The following is a 16,909-nucleotide window of genomic DNA, read 5'->3' as shown; positions in this document are numbered from 1 at the left end:
TCGCTCGTCGTCGGCCCGCTCATTCGTCGCCCGCCTGCTTGCGCAGTTCCGTCGCGAGCTCGTACAGCCCGGCCAGGTCCATGCCCGTGCCGAGCAGGGGGAGCTCGTACGTCGGCACGTCCAGCCCCTCCAGCACCGTCCGTTGCTCCCGCTCCAGCCTCACCCGGCCCGTGTGTTCCGCGGCCTGCGCCAGCAGCGGGTCCACCAGCCGCTCGGCCAGGCCGCCACGGCGCGAGCCGCCCAGACCCGCGCGGGACAGGGCCTTGGCCACATCGGCGCGCCGCTCGCCGGCGGCGGCGCCCAGGGCCTCCTCGTCCAGATGGTGCGGGCGGACCATGTTGACGACGACCCGGCCCACGGGCAGCCCCGCGGCCTCCAGTTCGGCGATCCCGTCCGCCGTCTCCTGGACGGGCATCTCCTCCAGCAGCGTGACCAGGTGCACGGCCGTCTCCGGGGACTTGAGCACCTTCATGACGGCCTGCGCCTGGTTGTGGATCGGCCCGAACCGGGCCAGACCCGCCACCTCGTCGTTGACGTTCAGGAAGCGGGTGATCCGCCCCGTCGGCGGGGCGTCCATGACCACGTGGTCGTAGACGTACCGCCCGGTCTTGTCCTTGCGCCGCACCGCCTCGCAGGCCTTGCCCGTCAGCAGGACGTCGCGCAGGCCGGGCGCGATGGTCGTCGCGAAGTCGATCGCGCCGAGCTTCTTGAGGGCGCGGCCGGCCGAGCCCAGCTTGTAGAACATCTGGAGGTAGTCCAGCAGCGCCCGTTCGGCGTCGATCGCGAGCGCGTACACCTCACCGCCGCCGCCCGGCGCGACGGCGATCTTCCGCTCCTCGTACGGGAGCGCCTCCGCCCCGAAGAGCTGTGCGATGCCCTGTCTGCCCTCGACCTCCACCAACAGAGTCCGTCTGCCCTCGCGTGCGAGGGCGAGCGCGAGTGCGGCGGCGACCGTGGTCTTGCCGGTGCCGCCCTTGCCGCTGACCACCTGGAGCCTGCTCACAGCGTCCGAGCCTAACGAGTCGGCCGGACGGTTCGTGTTGCGGGCCGCCTCCCGGGTCGTTTCCCGGTCACGTCGCGGGTCGCTTCCGGGTCACGCTCAGGTCGCTTACGGACCGCTCCCGGGTCGCGTGCGAGGTCGCGGGCGGGGCGTCGTGCGGACCGCCCGACGAGGCCGGGCAGGGGGCCCGGGCCACAGGCACTACCCTCGCTCCCATGACCAAGAAGTTCGAATACGCGACGGTCCCGCTGCTGGTCCACGCCACCAAGCAGATCCTGGACACCTGGGGCGAGGACGGCTGGGAGCTCGTCCAGGTCGTGCCCGGGCCGAACAACCCCGAGCAGCTCGTGGCCTACATGAAGCGGGAGAAGGCCGCATGAGCGGGACGGCCGAGGCGAAGCTGGCCGAGCTCGGCCTGACCCTGCCGGAGGTCGTGCCGCCGCTGGCCACGTACCAGCCGGCCGTGCGGTCGGGCGTGTACGTGTTCACCGCCGGCCAGCTCCCGATGGTCAAGGGCAGCCTGCCGGTCACCGGCAAGGTCGGCGCGGAGGTCTCGGCGGAGCAGGCCAAGGAGCTGGCGGCGACCTGCGCGCTGAACGCCCTGGCTGCCGTCAAGTCGCTGATCGGTGACCTCGACAAGATCGCGCGTGTCGTGAAGGTCGTTGGCTTCGTGGCCTCGGCCCCCGACTTCACCGGGCAGCCGGGCGTGCTGAACGGTGCGAGCGAGCTGCTGGGCGCGGTGCTCGGCGACAAGGGCGTCCACGCCCGCAGTGCGGTCGGCGTGGCGGTCCTCCCCCTGGACGCCCCGGTCGAGGTCGAGATCCAGGTCGAACTCGCCCCCGGGGCCTGACCCCGAGCCGCTCCGGCCGAGGCCGGAGCGGCGGCTCCCGGCCCCTTGCGCGCTCCGGCGTCGGGACCGGCCCCCACGCGCTCCGGCCCCCGGCCGGGCCGGGGGCCCGTACCGGCCCGGCGCCGGCCCGGGACCTGCGGACCGGCGTGCGCGCGGCGGTTGGCGGGCCGGGGCCGGCCGGGGTGGGCCTCGAACATCGGGACGGATGGCCGTAGCATCCCGCCATGCCCAACGGTGAGCAGGGACAGCAGCAGCCGCATCCGCACGGGGCCACGCCCGCCGGGGGCCAGTGGTACCCGCCGGAGTGGCCCGACCGCATCCGCGCGCTCGCGGACGGCACCCTCACCCCCGTCGAGCCCAGACGCGCCGCCACGGTGATGCTGCTGCGGGACACCGACGAGGGCCCCGCCGTGCACATGCTGCGCCGCCGCACCTCCATGGCCTTCGCCGGTGGCGCCTACGCCTACCCCGGCGGCGGGGTCGACCCCCGCGACGAGGACCACCTCGTCGGCTGGGCGGGACCGAGCCTCGCCCACTGGTCGGACCGGCTCGGCACGGATCCCCGTACCGCCCAGGCCATCGTCTGCGGAGCCGTCCGCGAGACCTTCGAGGAAGCCGGCGTCCTGCTCGCCGGCGAGGCCCCCGACACCGTTGTCGGCGACACCACCGGCGAGGACTGGGAGGCCGACCGGCTGGCCCTCGTGGGGCGGGAGCTGTCGTTCGCCGAGTTCCTCGGCCGCCGCGGCCTCGTGCTGCGCTCGGACCTGCTCGGGGCCTGGGCCCGCTGGATCACCCCCGCCTTCGAGCCCCGCCGCTACGACACCTGGTTCTTCGTCGCCGCCCTCCCCGAGGGCCAGCGCACCCGCAACGCTTCCACCGAAGCCGACCGGACCGTGTGGATCCGCCCAGCCGAGGCGGCCGCCGGCTACGACAAGGGCGAGCTGCTGATGATGCCGCCCACCATCTCCACGCTGCGGTCCCTGGAGCCGTACGAGAGCGCCGCCCAGGCCCTGGCCGGTGCCGCGGGCCAGGACCTGACCCCGGTCCTCGCGCAGGCCGCCCTGGAGGGCGGGGATGTGGTGCTCAGCTGGCCGGGGCACGATGAGTTCACCAAGCGCGTCCGCCTCGGACGCCCCGGAGGTGCCACCGCATGACCGACGCCGCAAGCCTGCCGGGCCAGCCCCGCGGAGTGGTCTCCTCCGGGCCCGCCACCGCCCGCGCGGTCAACGTCCTGGCCCCCAATGCCTCCGCCATGACCCTGGACGGCACCAACACCTGGCTCGTCTCGGAGCCGGACTCGGACCTGGCCGTCGTCATCGACCCGGGCCCGCTGGACGAGGGGCACTTGCAGGCGGTCATCCGTACCGCCGAGGAGGCCGGCAAGCGGGTCGCACTGACCCTGCTGACGCACGGCCACCCCGACCACGCGGGGGGCGCCGGCCGCTTCGCCGAGCTCACCGGCACCAAGGTGCGTGCCCTCGACCCGGCGCTGCGCCTGGGCGACGAGGGCCTCTCGGCGGGCCAGGGCATCCGGGTGGGCGGCCTGGAGCTGCGCGTCGTGGCGACGCCCGGCCACACCTCCGACTCCCTCTCCTTCCACCTGCCCGCCGACCGGGCCGTCCTGACCGGCGACACCATCCTCGGGCGCGGCACGACCGTCGTCGCACACCCCGACGGCCGGCTCGGCGACTACCTGGACTCCCTGCGCCGCCTGCGTTCGCTCACGGTCGACGACGGGGTCCACACGGTGCTTCCGGGCCACGGGCCGGTCCTGGACGACGCGCAGGGTGCCGTCGAGTTCTACCTGGCCCACCGCGCGCACCGCCTCGCGCAGGTGGAGACCGCTGTGGAGAACGGTTTCCTCACTCCGGAGGCGGTCGTGGCGTACGTGTACGCCGATGTCGACCGGTCGCTCTGGCCGATCGCGGAATGGTCCGTTCGGGCGCAGCTGGAGTACCTTCAAGATCACGGACTGATCCCAGGGGAGCCCGAATGACCGTCTTGTACCTGCTGCTCGCGCTGATCGCGACGGCGGCGTGGGTCACCTCGACGGTGGCCCTGCGGATGAAGGCCCTGGAACGCCGGGCGGACGGCCTGGAGCGCCGCCTGGGCCTGGTGCTGGAGCACTTCGGCATCGAGGAGCCGGAGCCGGCGGGGATGGACGAGGTACGGGCGCTGGCCCGCGACGGCCGCACGGTCGAGGCCATCCGCGCCCACCGCCGCGCCACCGGCTCCGGCCTGCTGGAGGCCAAGCAGGCGGTCGAGGCACTCACCGACTAGGCGGAGCGGCCACCGACCAAACGGGCCCCACCGACCGGGCGCGCACCCACCGCCCAGGCGGAGCGGTCGCGGACCATGGCGGCCCACCCACCCCCCCACCGGCCGGGCCACCCACCGACCGGCCGTGATGGCGGGCCGCGCCGCCCGCGGCGCGGCGAAACGGCCACGCGTGCCCCCGGGCAACGGCAGAAGGGCCCCGCCCCTCGGGGCAGGACCCTTCCGCTACCGGCCCGTGCGTGCCGCCGCGCGTCAGCGCGAGCGCTTCGCCAGCCGCTCCACGTCCAGCAGGATCACCGCACGCGCCTCCAGCCGCAGCCAGCCGCGCCCGGCGAAGTCGGCCAGCGCCTTGTTCACCGTCTCGCGGGAGGCGCCGACGAGCTGCGCCAGCTCCTCCTGCGTGAGGTCGTGCACGACGTGGATGCCCTCCTCCGACTGCACGCCGAAGCGGCGCGACAGGTCCAGGAGGGCCCGGGCCACACGGCCCGGAACGTCGGAGAAGACCAGGTCGGACATCTGGTCGTTGGTCTTGCGCAGGCGCCGCGCCACGGCGCGCAGCAGCGCCGTCGCCACCTCGGGCCGGGCGTTCAGCCAGGGCTGGAGGTCGCCGTGGCCGAGGCCCAGCAGCTTGACCTCGGTCAGCGCGGTCGCGGTGGCGGTGCGCGGGCCCGGGTCGAACAGCGACAGCTCGCCGATCAGCTCGCCGGGGCCGAGGACGGCCAGCATGTTCTCGCGGCCGTCGGGGGAGGTGCGGTGCAGCTTGACCTTGCCCTCGGTGACGACGTACAGCCGGTCACCGGGGTCGCCCTCGTGGAACAGGGCGTCACCGCGTGCGAGGGTCACCTCGCCCATGGAGGCGCGGAGCTCCGCGGCCTGCTCGTCATCGAGCGCCGCGAACAGCGGGGCGCGCCGCAGAACGTCGTCCACGAGTCTCTCTCCTATGTCGACCAGCTCAAGGGGACCGCTCCCCATTTTGCCGGACGGCTGAAACAGTGCGATCAATCACAAGGATGCCGGACGTACGGGTGTGCTGGGTGGCCGGAGCCCCATCAGGGTGGTGTTACCTGAGGTCCGGACGGCTGTCGGCGGTCGGCCTTAGGCTGGCCGGGTGTCCAATAAGCCGGTGAGAGCACAGGCCATGGGGTCCGCAGGAGTGACGGCGGCCCAGAATTCAGCCGTGGGCGAACAAGCCCCCGGAGCGTCGCCCTCGGAGGTTCCTCCGAGTCCCCAGGGCAAAGGTTCGACCAAGAAACAAGCGTCCGGGCGGGCCGCGAAGCAGGCGTCCGCTCCGGCCCCGAAGCAAGCGTCCGGGCGGGCCGCGAAGCAGACGGCCGGCCCGGCCCCGAAGCAGGCGTCCGGTCCGGCCCCTGAGCGGGCGTCCGGGGGGCCCGCCAAGCGGCCCAAGCCGGAATCCCGCCTCGCGATGATCCGCAGGGCCCGCCGGATCAACCGGGAGCTGGCCGAGGTGTACCCGTACGCGCATCCGGAACTGGATTTCCGCAACCCGTTCGAGCTCCTGGTCGCCACCGTCCTCTCCGCGCAGACCACCGACCTGCGCGTGAACCAGACGACCCCGGCCCTGTTCGCCGCCTACCCGAGCCCCGAGGCCATGGCCGCGGCCGCCCCGGAGGATCTGGAGGAGCTGATCCGGCCGACCGGGTTCTTCCGGGCCAAGTCGCGCTCCCTCCTCGGGCTCTCGCAAGCGCTGTGCGAGAAGTTCGGCGGAGAGGTGCCGGGCCGGATAGAAGACCTGGTGACCCTGCCCGGCGTGGGCCGCAAGACGGCCAACGTGGTCCTCGGCAACGCCTTCGGCGTCCCGGGGATCACCGTCGACACGCACTTCGGCCGGCTGGTGCGCCGCTTCAAGTGGACCGAGCAGGAGGACCCGGAGAAGGTCGAGGAAGAGATCTGCGCGATCTTCCCCAAGAGCGAGTGGACGATGCTCTCGCACCGCGTCGTCTTCCACGGCCGCCGGATCTGCCATGCCCGCAAGCCCGCTTGCGGCGCTTGCCCGATCGCCCCGCTCTGCCCGTCGTACGGCGAGGGCGAGACCGATCCCGAGAAGGCGCGGATGCTGCTCAAGTACGAGAAGGGCGGCCAGCCCGGCCAGCGGCTGAGCCCGCCGCCGGACTATCCGGGGCTGCCCGCACCACCGCTGGGCGGCGCCCCGGCGCCCTGAGAGCGGAACGCGGCGCCGCGAGGCGGCCCGCAGAGGAACGAAACCGGCGCCGGGCCACGTTGAGCGGGTGTCGCCGTCGCCGGGGTGGACACGGATCCAGGGAGCAGGGGTGCCTATGACGCGGGGTACGAGGGACGAGAGCATGACGGGCGCGCCGGTGGGCGGGTCGGAGGCCCCGGGTGATGAGTCGTACGTCGGCCCCCGCGGCGGCGTGACCCTGAGCACCCGGGGGCTTCCCGCCTGGCTGGGCCCGGTGGTGGAGGCCGCGCGCACGGTGCGGCCCCACCAGCTGAGCCGGTTCCTGCCCCCCGAGGACGGGCGGGGCCGCCAGTCCGCCGTGCTGATCCTCTTCGGTGAAGGCCCGCGCGGCCCGGAGCTGCTGCTCCAGGAACGGGCGGGGAGCCTGCGTTCCCACGCGGGCCAGCCCTCCTTCCCGGGCGGCGCCCTCGACCCCGAGGACGGCGATCCGCACACCACGGGCCCGCTGCGCGCCGCCCTGCGGGAGGCCCAGGAGGAGACCGGCCTCGATCCCGCCGGGGTCCAGCTCTTCGGGGCGCTGCCCCGCCTCTACATCCCGGTCAGCGAGTTCGTCGTGACCCCGGTGCTCGGGTGGTGGCGGGTCCCGACCCCGGTCGGCGCCGTGGACCCGGCGGAGACGGCCCGGGTCTTCACGGTGCCGGTGGCGGATCTCGCGGACCCGGCGCACCGTGTGACGGCCGTGCACCCGAGCGGTCATCTGGGCCCCGCTTTCACCGTCGAATCGGCTCTGGTCTGGGGTTTCACCGCCGGGGTGATCGACCGGTTGCTCCACTTCGCGGGGTGGGAGCGGGAGTGGGACCGCTCACGTGAGGTCACGATCGACTGGCGCGCATGAGACGGTGGCCCACGTGAACGTGCTGGACATCCTGTTGCTGGTCGCCGCCGTGTGGTTCGCGATCGTCGGCTACCGCCAGGGCTTCGTCGTCGGCATCCTGTCGGTGATCGGCTTCCTGGGCGGTGGTCTCATCGCCGTGTCCCTGCTGCCTTTGATCTGGGACCAGGTCACGGACAACGGCACCCAGGTGTCCACCACCGTCGTGGTGATCGCCGTCGTCGTGATCATCATCTGTGCCTCGATCGGCCAGGCCCTCACCACCCATCTGGGCAGCAGGCTCAGACGCCACATCACCTGGTCCCCGGCCCGCGCGATCGACGCGACGGGCGGGGCGCTGGTGAACGTGGTCGCGATGCTGCTGGTCGCGTGGCTGATCGGTTCCGCGCTCGCCGGGACCTCACTGCCCACCCTGGGCAAGGAGGTCCGCAACTCCAAGGTGCTGCTCGGCGTGTCGCGGGTGATGCCGGCGCAGGCGAACACCTGGTTCTCGGATTTCAGTGCGACCCTGGCGCAAAACGGTTTCCCCCAGGTGTTCAGCCCGTTCTCCAACGAGCCGATCACCGAGGTGCGGTCGCCCGATCCGGCGCTCGCCCGCAGCGGCGTCGCCGACCTCGCCAAGCGGTCGATCGTGAAGGTCGTGGGAACCGCGCCCAGTTGCAGCAAGGTGCTGGAGGGCACGGGCTTCGTCTTCGCGCCCGGCAAGGTCATGACCAACGCGCACGTCGTCGGCGGGGTCGCCGAGCCGACCGTGCAGGTGGGCGGCGAGGGCAAGCTCTACGACGGCAAGGTGGTGCTCTACGACTGGGAGCGTGACATCGCCGTCCTGGACGTGCCCAAGCTGAGGGCGCCCGCGCTGGAGTTCACCGACAAGGACGCGGTGAGCGGCAGCGATGCGATCGTGGCCGGCTTCCCGGAAAACGGTGCATACGACATCCGCTCGGCGCGCGTACGCGGCCGGATCAACGCCAACGGTCCGGACATCTACCACCGCGGCACGGTCCGACGGGACGTGTACTCCCTGTTCGCGACGGTCCGCCAGGGCAACTCCGGCGGTCCGCTCCTGACGCCCGACGGCAAGGTGTACGGGGTCGTCTTCGCCAAGTCCCTCGACGACCCCGACACCGGCTACGCCCTGACGGCGGACGAGATCCGCGACGACATCCGCAGCGGGAAGGCCGCCCAGCAACGGGTCGACAGCCAGGGCTGCGCGCTCTGAGCCGCGGCCCGGGCCGGGATTCCCGGGAGCGCCCTACATCCGCGGATGGCGCAGCCGGGCCGATACCCAGCGGGCCCGGCGGCGCAGGATGCGCGGAATCCCGAGTCGAGGGTCGTGGCCTTCGCGGCTTTCCCTCTCGTGGGTGCCCGGCGCGGCGGCCGAGCGGCGTTCGTGTGCGGTGTCACCGTAGTCGTGCGTCCAGCCCATACTCCGAGCTGTGCCCGGGCCCCAAGGTCGGTAATCCCGTACGGGGCGGCCAATTGGCCTATGCGCCGGGCAATTGAACGACCGTCATACGAGCGTATGGGGGATGGTCCGAGGAGTCCGCCGAACGGCCGTCCGCCCGGTTCAGCGGTCCGGCTCGGGGTCCTTGAGCCAGTTCACCAGCTCCGCCGAGAAGGCCGCGGGGTCCTCCTCGTGCGGGAAGTGCCCCAGCCCGTCGAACAGCCGCCAGCGGTAAGGGGCTTCGACGTACTCGCCGGAACCGGCAGCGCTGCGCGTACGCATCACCGGATCGAGCGAGCCGTGCAGGTGCAGCGTCGGCACCCGCACCGGCCGCTTCATGCGCCGGTTGAACTGGAGCCCGTCGGGCCGGGCCATCGAACGCATCATCCAGCGGTACGGCTCGATCGAGCAGTGCGCGGTGGACGGGATGCACATCGCGCGCCGATACACCTCGACGTCGGCGTCCTCGGGCGGCACCGGACCGGACCACTCCCGGATCAGCCGGCCCACGAGCGCCCCGTCGTCGGCGACGAGCTGCCGTTCGGGGAGGAACGGCCGCTGGAACCCCCAGATGTGCGAACTCGCCCGGGTCTGGCCGAAGTCCGCGAGCATCGCCGCGCGCCAGCGGCGCGGGTGCGGCATGGAGGAGACCACCAGCCGGCGGACCAGCTTCGGCCGCATCACGGCCGCCGTCCAGGCGAGGTAACCGCCCAGGTCGTGTCCGACGAGGGCGGCGTCCGGCTCACCGAGGGACCGGATGACGCCGGTGATGTCGAGCGCCAGGTTCGCCGGGTCGTAGCCGCGCGGCGTGCGGTCGCTGCCGCCCACCCCGCGCAGGTCCATCGCGACGGCGCGGTATCCGGAGTCGGCGAGGGCGGTCAGCTGGTGCCGCCAGGTCCACCAGAACTGCGGGAAGCCGTGCAGCAGCAGCACCAACGGCCCGTCACCGAGCTCGGCCACGTGGAACCGCGCGCCGTTGGCGGCGACGTCCCGGTGCGTCACCTCTTTCCCGCCGGGGATGTCGAGCCGTACCGCCGAGGCGGCCGTGGGCGGGGTGCCGGAAGCCGGCGAGGGCGCTGTCATGAGGACGAGCGTGCCACACCCACAGCCTTGTCACTGACCGGGCGCGGGTGCGGCTTGACGGTCCCGACGACCGCCGCCGTCTGCTTGATGGAGGCGATGGACTTCTCCGGGGGCTTGACCTTCTTGAACTTCGAGACGGCCAGCAGCGCCGCCACTCCGGCGAGCAGCAGGAACGCGCCACCGACGATGAGGAAGGACCAGGCGAGCCCCAGCCCGAGGTTGTGGATCCCGTACGCCGCGGCGAAGCTCAGCACCGGCAGGGAGAACAGTGCGAACACCCCTGCGGTGGAGATCGCGGCCCCGCCGATGCCCGCGCGCTTGACGTCCTGGCGCAGCTCCGCCTTCGCGAGGGCGATCTCGTCGTGCACCAGGGCGGACATCTCGGCGGTCGCCGAGGCGACCAGCTGGCCGAGTGTGCGCTCGGCTCCTTCCACCCCTTGGTCCAACGCGCTCATCGCTCTCTCCCTACGTCGTCCGTCGTCGACGGCTGTCCTCCGTCAGTTCAGATCATGCCGGACGGTCGCGCTCTGCGCTGGACCCGGCCGCCGCTTCGTTTCCCGCGGGCGTCGCGGCCGCTGCCGCGAGGCGCCGGTGTTCCGCCGCCTTCTCCTCGTGGATGCGCGCCATGCGCAGGTGGTATTCGGGGTTGTCCAGTTCGTAGATGTCCGGGATGCCGTCGTGGTCCTCGTCGCGGTCCTCGGCCTCCGTCAGCGCCCTGTACTTGCGGTCGCGGAGCTTGAGCAGCACGCACGCGACGATCGCGGCCGTGAGCGAGCCGATCAGGACGGCGGCCTTGACCTCGTCGGTGAGCGTCTCGTCGCCGGCGAAGGCGAGTTCCCCGATGAGGAGGGACACCGTGAAGCCGATGCCGGCCAGCGAGGCGACCGCGAGCACGTCCGGCCAGGCGAGGTCCTCGTTCAGTTCGGCCTTGGTGAAGCGGGCCGCCAGCCAGGTGCCGCCGAAGATGCCCACGGTCTTGCCGACGACCAGACCGAGCACCACGCCGAGGGTCTCCGGCCGGGTGAAGACCTGGCCGATCGCCTTGTCGGAGAGGGAGACACCGGCGGCGAACAGGGCGAAGAGGGGGACGGCCAAGCCCGCCGAAAGGGGCCGTACGAGGTGTTCGATGTGCTCCCCGGGGGAAGTGTCCTCGCCCTCCTTGCGGCTGCAGCGCAGCATCAGGCCCATCGCGACACCCGCGATGGTGGCGTGGACCCCGCTGTTGTACATCAGCCCCCAGATCACGAGGGCGAGCGGGACGTAGACGTACCACCCGCGGACGCCGCTGCGGAGCAGGAACCAGAAGAGAGCGAGGCCCGCGACGGCGCCGCCGAGCGCCGGGAAGTCGATGTCGCTGGTGAAGAACACCGCGATGATCAGGATGGCGAAGAGGTCGTCCACGACCGCGAGGGTCAGCAGGAACGCGCGCAGGGCCGACGGCAGGGAAGTGCCGATGACCGCGAGGACCGCGAGCGCGAAGGCGATGTCGGTGGCGGTCGGGACCGCCCAGCCGTCCGTCGAACCGCCGCCGACCAGGTTGACGAGTACGTAGACCACCGCGGGCATGACCATGCCGCTGAGGGCGGCGATCACCGGGAGGGCGGCCGCCTTGGGGTCGCGCAGGTCGCCCGCGACGAGTTCGCGCTTGAGCTCGATGCCGGCGACGAAGAAGAAGACGGCGAGCAGGCCGTCCGCCGCCCAGTGCTGGAGGGAGAGGTCCAGGCCGAGCGAGCTGGGGCCGATGTGGAAGGACCGCACGCTGTCATAGGCGCCCGCGATCGGGGGGACGTTGGCCCAGACGAGTGCGGTGATCGCGGCCACCAGGAGGAGCACGCCGCCGACGGTTTCGGTCCGCAGGGCGTCGGCGACGAAGCGGCGCTCGGGCAGCGAGAGCCGGCCGAGCAGCTTGCGGCGCTGGTGGTCGGTGGGACTGGGCGCGGCCACTTGAGGCACCTCCGGGGCGGTTGGACGGCATGGCGAAGCTCGTTGCCGACCAGACTTCCCGGCGCACCCTGAGTATTTCTTTACCTTCCTCATACTTTACAGGGAGTGCGCAAGGGCGTATCCGGCGATCTTCACTTTATGCGCGAAAGGGCCATCCGGCGCGCCGCACCGGATGGCCCCGTCGGCGGTGTCAGGGCTGGCTGCTCCCTGGTTCCGACCGCTTCTGTTCCGACCCGCTTCTGTTCCGACCCGCTTCGCCCTGTTCGGCAGGGCCGTGCCGGGCTCGCTCCCGCCCCGGCTCAGTCCTCGGTGCCGGCGGCGGGCAGCTTGCTCTGGATCAGGTCCATCACGGAGGAGTCGGCGAGCGTGGTCACGTCACCGACGGCCCGGTTCTCCGCCACGTCACGCAGCAGACGGCGCATGATCTTGCCCGAGCGGGTCTTCGGCAGCTCCTGCACCGGCAGGATGCGCTTCGGCTTGGCGATCGGGCCGAGCGTCGCGCCCACGTGGTCACGCAGCTCCGCGACCAGGGTCTGCGTCTCGGACGCGCTGCCGCGCAGGATGACGAAGGCGACGATGGCCTGGCCGGTGGTCTCGTCGTTCGCACCCACCACCGCCGCCTCGGCGACCGAGGGGTGGGAGACGAGCGCCGACTCGACCTCTGTGGTCGAGATGTTGTGGCCGGAAACCAGCATCACGTCATCGACCCGGCCGAGCAGCCAGATGTCGCCGTCCTCGTCCTTCTTCGCGCCGTCACCCGCGAAGTACTTGCCCTCGAAGCGCGACCAGTAGGTGTCGATGAACCGCTGGTCGTCACCCCAGATGGTGCGCAGCATCGACGGCCACGGCTCGGTGAGCACCAGGTAGCCGCCCCCGCCGTCGGGGACCTCGCGGCCCTCGTCGTCCACGACCGTGGCGCCGATGCCCGGCAGGGCGCGCTGCGCCGAGCCCGGCTTGGTCTCGGTGACGCCCGGGAGCGGGGAGATCATCATGGCGCCGGTCTCGGTCTGCCACCAGGTGTCCACGATCGGGCAGCGGTCGCCGCCGATGTTCTTGCGGTACCAGATCCAGGCCTCGGGGTTGATCGGCTCGCCCACCGAGCCGAGGACCCGCAGGCTCGACAGGTCGAACTTCGCGGGGATGTCGTCGCCCCACTTCATGAACGTCCGGATCGCCGTGGGCGCGGTGTAGAGGATGGTGACGCCGTACTTCTGCACGACCTCCCAGAACCGGCCCTGGTGCGGGGTGTCCGGGGTGCCCTCGTACATCACCTGGGTGGCGCCGTTGGCGAGCGGACCGTAGACGATGTAGGAGTGCCCGGTCACCCAGCCGATGTCGGCCGTGCACCAGTAGACGTCCGTCTCCGGCTTGAGGTCGAACACCGCGTGGTGGGTGTACGCGGCCTGCGTGAGGTAGCCGCCGGAGGTGTGCAGGATGCCCTTGGGCTTACCCGTGGTCCCCGAGGTGTACAGGATGAACAGCGGGTGCTCGGCGTCGAAGGCCTGCGGGGTGTGCTCCGCGGACTGGCGCTCGACGATGTCGTGCCACCAGACGTCGCGGCCCTCGGTGAAGGCGGTGTCCTGGCCGGTGCGGCGCACGACGAGGACGTGCTCGACCTGCGGGCACTTGGCGACGGCCTCGTCGATGGCGGGCTTGAGCGCGCTGGGCTTGCCGCGGCGGTAGCCGCCGTCGGAGGTGATGACCAGCTTGGCGTCGGCGTCCTGGATGCGGGAGGCGACGGCGTCGGCGGAGAAACCGCCGAAGACCACCGAGTGGGCGGCGCCGACGCGGGCGCAGGCGAGCATCGCGACGACGGCCTCGGGGATCATCGGCAGGTAGACCGCCACCCGGTCGCCGGCCCGCACGCCCAGCTCGGTCAGGGCGTTGGCGGCCTTGGAGACCTCGTCCTTGAGCTCGGCGTAGGTGATCGCGCGGCTGTCGCCGGGCTCACCTTCGAAGTGCAGGGCGACGCGGTCGCCGTTGCCGGCCTCGACGTGCCGGTCGACGCAGTTGTACGCGACGTTCAGCTTGCCGTCCGCGAACCACTTCGCGAAGGGCGGGTTGGTCCAGTCGAGCGTCTGCGTCGGTTCGGTGGCCCAGGTCAGCCGCCGGGCCTGCTCGGCCCAGAAGCCCAGCCGGTCCGCCTCGGCCTGTGCGTACGCAGCCCCTGTCACGTTGGCAGCGGCGGCCAGGTCGGCAGGGGGAGCGAATCGGCGCTCCTCCTTCAACAGGTTGGCCAGGCTTTCATTGCTCACGACATCTCCCTTTCCCAGGGTGTCCGTTGTGTCCCCGGGCATAGCTCATCAGTCAGCGGCCCAGGTGACAAGGGGTAGCCGAAAATTGGTTTAGACCTATAGCACGGCTGAGCCCATGCCGATGACCCCTTCCCGCTGCGGTGCGCAGCGCCGCACGGCATGGTGCGGTGCGGTGCAGTGCGGCGCAGTGCGGGAAGGGGCCACGCAGTGGCACGGATACGGGAGGTTATCCGTTCGCGGGCACCGCGGGCCTTGGCGTGGCCGATTCCCTACGGTGCGGGCCGGCGGTGCGGGGCCGGCGCGGCGGGGCCGGCGCGGCGGGACTGACGGTGCCGGACCCGGGCGGGGCGGACCGGGTCCGGGCCCTGCCGCGCGGTCAGGCGTGGCCGCCGACGCTGTCGAAGACCCGGCAGTCGAAGAAGTCGTCACCCCCGGAGAGCAGGTACGCCTGGGCCTCGCCCACGTGGAAGTACATCCCGTGCAGCTCCAGCGTGCCCTCGGCCAGCCGTCTCGCCACCGATTCGTGCGCCCGCAGGTGCTCCAGCTGCTGGACGACATTGGTCAGGCACAGCTGCTCCACGGCGTCCGCCGGCAGCCGGCCCGCGATCCGGGCCCAGGGGTGGTGCCGGCTCGTCATCCGCTCCAGGCTGGGCAGACCGTGCCGCAGCCAGCGCCGCAGCGGGGTCATCGGCGCTCCCGGGTTCGAGTTCAGCAGCGCCTGCATCGCGCCACAGCCCGAGTGCCCGCACACGGTGATGCTGTCCACCTTGAGCACGTCCACGGCGTACTCGATCGCCGCCGCGACCGAATCGTCCGCGGCCTCCGCACCCGGCAGCGGAACCAGATTGCCGACGTTGCGGACGGTGAAGAGGTCACCCGGCCCGCTGGCCGTGATCATGCTGGTCACCAGCCGGGAATCGGCGCAGGTGAGGAACAGCTGGGACGGCTGCTGCCCCTCGCGGGCGAGCCGGGCCAGCTCGTCCCGCACGTGCGGTGCGGTGTCCCGCTGGAAGGCGCTGATTCCGCTGGCCAGTTGTCCGGCTCCGCGCCTGCGGGACTCGCTCACTGCGGTCGCGCCCGCCGGCCTGGGCGGCGTACGGTCCTCCTCGCGCCCGGCGGGGCGGTGGTCGCAGTGGTTCTTCCAAGGCGTCCAGGGGCGGCAGCAGTGGTGCGCCCCGCGCAGATCTCCTCCCGGTCCGGCCGGCTCACCGCCTCCGGGCCGGCCGCTCTCGACGGGCCGGGGCCCGGTGCGGCCCGTCACCTCGACCGAACCACCGTGTGCGACGTGCGCGTCCTTCCAGTCCTGGAGCGTCTCGAAGGCGGCGTGGTCCATGAACGAGCCGTCGAGCTCGATCACCGCCTGCGCGTCGTGCGGAATCTGGTTCAGCACTCGGCTCAGTCGCGGGACGGCGAGGAAGGTCAACTGCCCCCGCGCCCACACCCGGTGGACGCCCTCCAGCTCTTCGAGCGTGATCCGGGTCCGGGCGAGCCGGTGCAGGGCGAGCGCCACGGCCACCGCGATGCCGACGGCGACACCCTCCAGGACACCGCCCAGGACCACGGCCGCGATCGTCGTCACGTAGACCAGGATCTCGCGGTGCCGGGTGACGGTGCGCACATGCGTCGCGCTCACCATCTGCACCCCCACCACCATCACCAGCGCGGCGAGCGAGGCGAGCGGGATCAGGTCGAGGACCGGGACGAGCAGCCCGGCGGCGAGCATGATCCACAGACCGTGCAGCATCGACGCCCGGCGGCTGACCGCCCCGGCCCGGACGTTCGCCGCGCTGCGTACCGCCCCGCCCGCCACGGGCAGCCCGCCCAGGGCTCCAGAGAGGACGTTCGCCGCGCCCTGCCCGCACAGCTCCCGGTTGAGATCGGCGCGCGGCGGGCGGCTGCCCCTCGTCCGGGCGGAGGCGGTCAGCTTGTCGGTGGCGACGGCGGACAGCAGGGACTCCACACTGCCGACCAGCGTGACCGTCAGCACGGCGGCGACGATCCCGAGCACCGGCCCCTCGGGCAGCTCGGGCAGCGCATGGCTGCGCCAGGACGGCAGGTCCACCCGGGGCAGGTGCAGCCCGGCCGCGGTCGCGAAGACGGTGGCGGTCGCGACGGCGGCGAGTGCGGCGGGCACCTTGCGCAGGGCCCGCCCGGCCCGCCCGGGCAGTCGTGGCCAGCCGAGCAGCACGACCAGCGTCAGCACGCTGATGCCGACCGCGGCGGGATGCAGGTCGGCCAACTGGGCCGGCAGACCCCGGACATTGGCGAGGGCGGAGCTCTGCGGGGTGCCTCCGAGCACGATGTGCAGCTGGGCCAGCGCGATGGTCACCCCGATGCCCGCGAGCATGCCGTGCACGATGGCCGGGCTCACCATGAGCGCCGACCGGGCGGTGCGCAGGAACGCGAGCCCGAGCTGGCAGCAGCCGGCGAGCACGGTGATGGCGCACGTGGTGCGCCACCCGTAGCGCTGGATCAACTCGGCGGTGACCACGGTGAGTCCCGTGGCCGCCCCGCTCACCAGGAGCGGTGCGCCGCCGAGCCGCCCGGCCACGATCCCGCCGACCGCCGCGGCCACCAGACCGGCCTGGAGCGGTGCGCCGGTGGCCAGCGCGATGCCGAGGGACAGGGGCAGGGCGATCAGGAAGACGGCGACGGAGGCGGAGAGATCGGCGGACAGGCCTGCGGGCAGGCCCTTACCCGGCTGACGGCTTGGGCGACTGCCCGGCCACAGTGTGCGGAACCGGTGGCCGGTGGCTGAGGAGTTGGCGGCTGATGGGTCGGTGGCGGAAGTGGCTGTCATGGGTTCCCGTCTCCTCTGAGGAGGGATGAAGCGGCGGGAGTCAACACTCGGTAAATGGATGGTAATGGAGAGTAAAGAACGAGGGGAGGGAATGGGGGCAAATGGCTTAGCAATTACCCCTCAGGAGTGATTAAGCATTTTGTACGGCTTGTCGCATCATCTTCAAAGCAGACCGCGTGGGACGGTGCCGCCCGGAAGTCCCGCGA

15 protein-coding genes are annotated in these 16,909 nt (G+C 72.2%); 8 read left to right on the top strand and 7 right to left on the bottom strand.

The window, feature by feature from the left end; genetic code table 11:
- Positions 1-19: 19 nt before the first annotated feature.
- Positions 20-1,003 (bottom strand): ArsA-related P-loop ATPase, encoded by a 984-nt coding sequence (locus OHA81_RS15105; RefSeq protein WP_329196335.1) that lies wholly within the window; start codon positions 1,001-1,003, stop codon positions 20-22.
- A 212-nt stretch (positions 1,004-1,215) separates the two neighbouring features.
- On the opposite strand from OHA81_RS15105, the gene OHA81_RS15100 reads away from it, so the two are divergent.
- The 5 genes from OHA81_RS15100 (at position 1,216) to OHA81_RS15080 (ending at position 4,130) form a co-directional block, all read left to right on the top strand.
- Positions 1,216-1,380 (top strand): DUF4177 domain-containing protein, encoded by a 165-nt coding sequence (locus OHA81_RS15100; RefSeq protein WP_136216794.1) that lies wholly within the window; start codon positions 1,216-1,218, stop codon positions 1,378-1,380.
- Positions 1,377-1,850 carry a RidA family protein gene (locus tag OHA81_RS15095; RefSeq protein WP_329196332.1) on the top strand — a complete coding sequence of 158 codons (474 nt, stop codon included), beginning with the start codon at positions 1,377-1,379 and terminating at the stop codon, positions 1,848-1,850. Before OHA81_RS15100 ends, OHA81_RS15095 begins: the two co-directional genes overlap by 4 nt.
- Positions 1,851-2,074: 224 nt before the next feature.
- A complete protein-coding gene (locus tag OHA81_RS15090) occupies positions 2,075-3,004 on the top strand; it encodes an NUDIX hydrolase (protein ID WP_329196331.1) in 930 nt (309 codons plus the stop codon).
- Positions 3,001-3,846 carry an MBL fold metallo-hydrolase gene (locus OHA81_RS15085; protein WP_329196329.1) on the top strand — a complete coding sequence of 282 codons (846 nt, stop codon included), beginning with the start codon at positions 3,001-3,003 and terminating at the stop codon, positions 3,844-3,846. The genes OHA81_RS15090 and OHA81_RS15085 overlap by 4 nt, the downstream gene beginning before the upstream one ends.
- Entirely contained in the window at positions 3,843-4,130 is a 288-nt protein-coding gene (locus OHA81_RS15080) for a hypothetical protein (protein WP_329196327.1), read from the top strand. Before OHA81_RS15085 ends, OHA81_RS15080 begins: the two co-directional genes overlap by 4 nt.
- 249 nt (positions 4,131-4,379) lie before the next feature.
- Here the strand turns inward: OHA81_RS15080 and OHA81_RS15075 are convergent, their stop codons facing one another.
- Positions 4,380-5,054 carry a Crp/Fnr family transcriptional regulator gene (locus OHA81_RS15075; protein WP_003981529.1) on the bottom strand — a complete coding sequence of 225 codons (675 nt, stop codon included), beginning with the start codon at positions 5,052-5,054 and terminating at the stop codon, positions 4,380-4,382.
- A gap of 211 nt (positions 5,055-5,265) precedes the next feature.
- Here OHA81_RS15075 and nth point away from each other — a divergent pair, with 211 nt between their 5' ends.
- From nth to OHA81_RS15060, 3 genes are all read left to right on the top strand, one after another.
- Positions 5,266-6,306, top strand: a complete 1,041-nt coding sequence (nth, locus tag OHA81_RS15070; protein ID WP_329196325.1) for an endonuclease III — start codon at positions 5,266-5,268, stop codon at positions 6,304-6,306.
- A gap of 115 nt (positions 6,307-6,421) precedes the next feature.
- The gene (locus OHA81_RS15065; protein WP_443056548.1) at positions 6,422-7,180 is read left to right on the top strand and encodes an NUDIX hydrolase; all 759 of its coding nucleotides are present in this window, start codon (positions 6,422-6,424) and stop codon (positions 7,178-7,180) included.
- A 13-nt stretch (positions 7,181-7,193) separates the two neighbouring features.
- Positions 7,194-8,396 (top strand): MarP family serine protease, encoded by a 1,203-nt coding sequence (locus OHA81_RS15060; RefSeq protein ID WP_329196321.1) that lies wholly within the window; start codon positions 7,194-7,196, stop codon positions 8,394-8,396.
- A gap of 348 nt (positions 8,397-8,744) precedes the next feature.
- Here the strand turns inward: OHA81_RS15060 and OHA81_RS15055 are convergent, their stop codons facing one another.
- The 5 genes from OHA81_RS15055 to OHA81_RS15035 all read right to left on the bottom strand — a co-directional run bounded on the left by OHA81_RS15055 (position 8,745) and on the right by OHA81_RS15035 (position 16,703).
- On the bottom strand, positions 8,745-9,704 hold the full coding sequence (locus tag OHA81_RS15055) for an alpha/beta fold hydrolase (protein ID WP_329196319.1): 960 nt from the start codon (positions 9,702-9,704) through the stop codon (positions 8,745-8,747).
- Positions 9,701-10,159, bottom strand: a complete 459-nt coding sequence (locus OHA81_RS15050; RefSeq protein ID WP_329196317.1) for a phage holin family protein — start codon at positions 10,157-10,159, stop codon at positions 9,701-9,703. The genes OHA81_RS15055 and OHA81_RS15050 overlap by 4 nt, the downstream gene beginning before the upstream one ends.
- A gap of 52 nt (positions 10,160-10,211) precedes the next feature.
- Positions 10,212-11,648 (bottom strand): Na+/H+ antiporter NhaA, encoded by a 1,437-nt coding sequence (gene nhaA, locus OHA81_RS15045; protein ID WP_329196314.1) that lies wholly within the window; start codon positions 11,646-11,648, stop codon positions 10,212-10,214.
- 299 nt (positions 11,649-11,947) lie between these two features.
- Positions 11,948-13,945, bottom strand: a complete 1,998-nt coding sequence (gene acs, locus OHA81_RS15040; protein WP_329196312.1) for an acetate--CoA ligase — start codon at positions 13,943-13,945, stop codon at positions 11,948-11,950.
- A 334-nt stretch (positions 13,946-14,279) separates the two neighbouring features.
- Positions 14,280-16,703, bottom strand: a complete 2,424-nt coding sequence (locus tag OHA81_RS15035) for a SulP family inorganic anion transporter (RefSeq protein WP_329196311.1) — start codon at positions 16,701-16,703, stop codon at positions 14,280-14,282.
- Positions 16,704-16,909: the final 206 nt, after the last annotated feature.

Source organism: Streptomyces sp. NBC_00667 (assembly GCF_036226825.1).
Taxonomy (GTDB): domain Bacteria; phylum Actinomycetota; class Actinomycetes; order Streptomycetales; family Streptomycetaceae; genus Streptomyces.
The sequence above is the reverse complement of the archived record's forward strand: the minus strand, read 5'-3'. Positions and strand labels throughout refer to the sequence as shown.

Bases quoted from the DNA above. Each gene is read 5' to 3' on its own strand.
- OHA81_RS15100 (WP_136216794.1), top strand. From the start codon at position 1,216: ATGACCAAGAAGTTCGAATACGCGACGGTCCCGCTGCTGGTCCACGCC.
- OHA81_RS15095 (WP_329196332.1), top strand. From the start codon at position 1,377: ATGAGCGGGACGGCCGAGGCGAAGCTGGCCGAGCTCGGCCTGACCCTG.
- OHA81_RS15090 (WP_329196331.1), top strand. From the start codon at position 2,075: ATGCCCAACGGTGAGCAGGGACAGCAGCAGCCGCATCCGCACGGGGCC.
- OHA81_RS15085 (WP_329196329.1), top strand. From the start codon at position 3,001: ATGACCGACGCCGCAAGCCTGCCGGGCCAGCCCCGCGGAGTGGTCTCC.
- OHA81_RS15080 (WP_329196327.1), top strand. From the start codon at position 3,843: ATGACCGTCTTGTACCTGCTGCTCGCGCTGATCGCGACGGCGGCGTGG.
- nth (WP_329196325.1), top strand. From the start codon at position 5,266: ATGGGGTCCGCAGGAGTGACGGCGGCCCAGAATTCAGCCGTGGGCGAA.
- OHA81_RS15065 (WP_443056548.1), top strand. From the start codon at position 6,422: ATGACGCGGGGTACGAGGGACGAGAGCATGACGGGCGCGCCGGTGGGC.
- OHA81_RS15055 (WP_329196319.1), bottom strand. From the start codon at position 9,704: ATGACAGCGCCCTCGCCGGCTTCCGGCACCCCGCCCACGGCCGCCTCG.
- OHA81_RS15050 (WP_329196317.1), bottom strand. From the start codon at position 10,159: ATGAGCGCGTTGGACCAAGGGGTGGAAGGAGCCGAGCGCACACTCGGC.
- acs (WP_329196312.1), bottom strand. From the start codon at position 13,945: ATGCCCGGGGACACAACGGACACCCTGGGAAAGGGAGATGTCGTGAGC.
- OHA81_RS15035 (WP_329196311.1), bottom strand. From the start codon at position 16,703: ATGACAGCCACTTCCGCCACCGACCCATCAGCCGCCAACTCCTCAGCC.